Source organism: Hydrocoleum sp. CS-953 (genome assembly GCF_002260545.1).
GTDB lineage: Bacteria > Cyanobacteriota > Cyanobacteriia > Cyanobacteriales > Microcoleaceae > Trichodesmium.
Genome location: NZ_LGSU01000750.1, coordinates 1 through 4,507, shown reverse-complemented (window position 1 = coordinate 4,507; position 4,507 = coordinate 1). Strand labels below are relative to the sequence as shown.

The 4,507-nt window shown below is 34.4% G+C and carries 4 protein-coding genes and 3 tRNA genes; all 7 read left to right on the top strand.

What is annotated here, in order from left to right; all coding sequences use genetic code 11:
* The first annotated feature begins 811 nt into the window (after nt 1-811).
* Nucleotides 812-1,012: a hypothetical protein gene (locus AFK68_RS09055; protein WP_094672442.1), complete on the top strand. Its 201-nt coding sequence runs from the start codon at nt 812-814 to the stop codon at nt 1,010-1,012.
* Between the two features lie 758 nt (nt 1,013-1,770).
* Nucleotides 1,771-1,841 (top strand) — tRNA-Ala (locus AFK68_RS09050).
* A 4-nt stretch (nt 1,842-1,845) separates the two neighbouring features.
* A tRNA-His gene (locus AFK68_RS36485) sits at nt 1,846-1,919 on the top strand.
* A 102-nt stretch (nt 1,920-2,021) separates the two neighbouring features.
* Nucleotides 2,022-2,732 (top strand): hypothetical protein, encoded by a 711-nt coding sequence (locus AFK68_RS09045; RefSeq protein WP_371357295.1) that lies wholly within the window; start codon nt 2,022-2,024, stop codon nt 2,730-2,732.
* 24 nt (nt 2,733-2,756) lie between these two features.
* Entirely contained in the window at nt 2,757-2,966 is a 210-nt protein-coding gene (locus AFK68_RS44645) for a GNAT family N-acetyltransferase (RefSeq protein ID WP_371357296.1), read from the top strand.
* 1,091 nt (nt 2,967-4,057) lie between these two features.
* Nucleotides 4,058-4,143, top strand: a tRNA-Met gene (locus AFK68_RS09040).
* 97 nt (nt 4,144-4,240) lie between these two features.
* Nucleotides 4,241-4,507, top strand: a 267-nt coding sequence (locus AFK68_RS09035) for a hypothetical protein (protein WP_094672441.1), incomplete at its 3' end; no start/stop codon positions are given.

Sequence of the window (4,507 nt, the reverse complement as noted above, 5' to 3'; positions counted from 1 at the left end):
CTGTACGGACGTTGCATAACAAAAATGCGAATGTCCCTGCTCCCTCTTTTCTTGTAAATTTAGATTTTAGATTTTATGGGGGCTTTTTGGTAGAATATCTATATTTTAAGAACTGTAATTTCCCTATATCTATTGAGATAGCTAACTTTCAAGATCCTGAGAAAAAATTTTTTCTACCCCCTTGACACTTTATGTATTATTTATGTAGTATATAAATGTGGCAGTTAAAGGAGAGGCGAACAACCTCTAGAGAAACAAGCCATATTTGCACCTTGAAAACTAAATAATTAACAGAATTTTCACAAATACAGCAGATTTCGGATTAATGATGTACAAGTTTAAATGGTAAAATTCATGTAGCACAGGCATCTTGCCTGTTAGCTTTGTACGTCACGGGCAACGGAAAGTGCTGTATCTATTAGATAACTAAGGAAGTTAGAAGTCAGAAGTCAAAAGTTAAATTATTTCTGTGACTAATATTGAGAATTTTTGGATATTTCTAATAGTAATAGCAGACTACTATATTATACAAAACCTGAAATTTGAGGTTCTTTTAAATTTGATAGACTGCAATATTATCAGTCTTTTATCAACTAGCAAAAAGTAGAAAATTAACTAGGAAAATATTNAGAATTTTTGGATATTTCTAATAGTAATAGCAGACTACTATATTATACAAAACCTGAAATTTGAGGTTCTTTTAAATTTGATAGACTGCAATATTATCAGTCTTTTATCAACTAGCAAAAAGTAGAAAATTAACTAGGAAAATATTCTGTTTTCTTCAGATAAAAAATTAGGAGGTGTTGATATGGTTCATATTAGATTTGAAGGGCGTTCTTATGATGTAACAGAAAATCAACTAGGCATCACAGAAAATATGAAAGAAAATGCTATAAAAGAACGTCTATCTCAATATTTTGATGTAGGAAAAGAACGCTTTAATTCCTACGTTTTAGACCATCGTCCAAGTGGGGATTTAATTGTTCGTCCTGAAGCAGTTTATGGTTAAATAAAATGTAAGCCAGCAGTTATCAGTAGCTATCAGCATAAAAACTTTATTAATATTGTAGAGAGCTGACAGCTAATAGCTGTTTGCGCAGCAGTCCGTAGGAAATGCTTAAAGCTATAATGTTCCGCACCCTAACTTGTAAAGCGTACATACATTTTGGTCTGCTAAACCAAAGGTTGTAGGTTCGACTCCTATCATTCCCACTATTTTTAGGGAATGTAGCTCAACGGATAGAGCGTTAGTGTCAAGCGCTTTATTGACTTGTGCGGAGCATAATAATAGTAGTTAAAATTCACTTCGTCCCCTAACAAAAAAAGCTTACATACTAGCTCATTTGGTTAGAGCATTTGTTTCATCACAAATTGTAGCAGGTACCCTCCGGGAACGCCTTCGGCGAACAAATCCTGCGTATGAATCAACAGCTTTTTTGACTTGTACGAAGTGACTTTTTAACTATTTGAATAAGAATAAAAAAATACAAAATTAAATCTTAACTAGATAATTGATAACTAAAATAACTTCGCACCCCAACTGATAAAGTATACATACATTTTCTAACAGTCCTAAAGTAGCGATATTCGGGCAACCGAAATAGCGAAGCTTTCTAAATCTTTCTGAGATAAAGATTAGCGCGTTCACTGTCAGGTTAAAAACTGATAAGAACGGCTGTATTGTATTCATTACTTTTTCGACTTGTGCGAAGTATTTGACTGAAAGTTAATACATTTTTTTCATGGAAAATTGCTTATCAAATATTTGGGGACTTGGTGTAATGGGAGCATACAACTCTTGCGAAGTTGTGGTAGGGGTTCAACCCCCCTAGTCTCCATTTGGTGTCTGAGGTTGAAGTAGTCGAAACGTCGGTTTGTGACGCCGAAGGAAGCGAGTGCAAGTCTCGTCGGACGCCCTGTTATTTCAGTTATCAGTTATTATTTATGAAATTATATATGAAAACCTTAGCAACTCGCTCTTATCAGGGAGAAAATGATTTAGAGGCGATCGCGCAGCGGTGCGGAGCACTATCGCAGAACTTTTCCAAGCTTGTGAAGAAGTCGATCACTTAGATCAATGGATATCTATTTCCTCTCTGCAACGTGAATTTAATAGTCCAGCTCCAGACATAAAGCGTGAAATTAGTCTTTGGGAAGATGGAGATGGTAAGCTTATTGCTTTTGGGCAATTATCAATCCCAGAATTATCAGTTGATGCTCATCTTTCTTTCAAAGTTCATCCTACTTTCAGAGGCGAAGGTATAGAACAAGAAATCATTAAATGGAGTGAACAACGAATACGGGAAGTCGCTACAGATAGAAATACTTCTGTAAAGTTGCGCTCAGGTAGTCGCGACACTCAAACTCAACGTATCGCATTATTAGAAAGTTGTGGTTTTACCCCATGTCGTTATTTTTTGCGCATGGAGCGATCGCTCACCGAACCTTTTCCCAAACCAGAGTTACCCAAAGGTTTTACATTGGAGTCTGCTCTATCTCAGGAATTTTCTAGTGAAATTGGGCAGCGACATTTCCTAGAAGCATGGGTGGAGATGTTTAACCAAACATTTATCGATCATTGGAACCACCATGATTTGACAGTTGAGCAGTTGCAACATGAAGTAAGTCACCCTGACTACAGACAAGATTTAGATTTAGTTGCAATTAGTGCTAGTGATGGTACATTTGCTGGTTTTTGTTGCTGTTTTATTAACCCAGAAAAAAACTAGGACAAAGGAACAAAAGAAGGTGGAATAGTTATTCTCGGTACTCGTCGTGGTTTTCGGAAGCGTGGGTTAGGAAAGGCTATGTTACTTTCTGGAATGCAACGGTTACGAGATGTTGGTATGGATAAGGCGTTACTTGGTGTTGATGCTGAGAACCCGTCGGGAGCAACTCGACTTTATGAGTCTGTGGGTTTCCGTAAAGTTCATACTAATATTTTCTATGTCAAAGAATTTTAAATATGAATATTTCTGACTTTTAGATTCTTCAAAAAATATTTTCTTACCCCCTTGACAGTTATGTATTATTTATGTAGCATAAAAATATCAGGTAAATAAAGAGGCAAAGCTGCCTAATCACTGAACCTAGAAAATTAAATATTCAATTTATGTTTTTAGAGAAGTTTTCAAATTAGTAAAAACCTATCTCTTAAGATGCTATTTATACTTTTAATACTCACGTTTAAACAGCTTTAATAGCTTAAATAAAGCATAGAGAATTTCACTTCGCGCCCTAACAATGAAAGCTTACATACTAGCTCATTTGGTAGAGCATTTGCCTTTAATGCAAGTGGTAGCAGGTTCAATTCCTGCGTATGAAACAACAGCTTTCTTAACTTGCGCGAGGTGATTTTAATTCCTAATTTCAAAAAATATATAACAATAGGAAATCATTCGTGAGAAAAAACTGTAGGGGTTTGGTCTCCAAACCCAAGCGTCAAGGGATTTGGAAACAAAACCCCTACGAGAAAATCTTACAACCTATTTAGGATTGCTATATTTATCAACATAAAACAATCATTTCGCCCCCTAACAATTAAAGCTTACATACACTTGACTTTCACTCAAGTTAGCGAGAGCTAATGCAGGTATCCTGCGTATAAACAAACAGCTTTTTTGACTTGCGCGAAATAATTTAAACTACTACAATAAAGCCAAGTACGACACATATTTTCAAACATATTTAACAATGATTATAGTAATTTTCGACATCAAAAAATGTCAGTTTATATAATTAAATAAATTGCTAAAAATTTAATTTTTATCTCGCGCCCTAACAGGGAAAGCTTACATACTAGCCAAACGGCACTTGATTGTGGTTCAAGCAAATGCAGGTTTTATTCCTGTGTGTATACAAATAGCTTTCTTGACTTGCGCGAGATGATTTTAAACCAAAGCAAAAGGTATTAAACAGATTTACAGATGATTACAAAATATTTAGGGCAGGCAAAATCATAAGATTTTATATTAGTCAATCACAATACTTATCCACTCTAAAAAGATTCAATAAAAAATCAAAATATTTACTTTGCGCCCTAACAGAAAAAGCTTACATACTAGCCTAGTGGTTTAAGGCACTTGACTCATAATCAAGCAAATCCAAAAAAGGATTTCGCAGGTTCAAATCCTGCGTATGAACAAACAGCTTTTTTAACTTGCGCAAAGTAATTATTTTAAGTAATTTGTAGATAAATTTAAAGTATATAAAATTTTTATTATATGGAGAAAGCATCATGTCTATAAAAACTGATGAAATATTGGAAAGAATAAAATTAATAACAATGTTAGAAGCTACAGAGTTGGTGAAACAAATAGAAGATTGTTTTCAAGTAAGTGCCGATAAAATTACTGTAGTAAACCATATTCCTATTGTCGATAATAAGAAGATAGATCCTCCCGAACCAAAAACTATTTTTGATATTGTATTAGAGGAATTTCCAGCTAATAAAAAAATAACTTTTATTAAGGAGATACGCAGTTTAAATCTCTTTGGAAGTTTA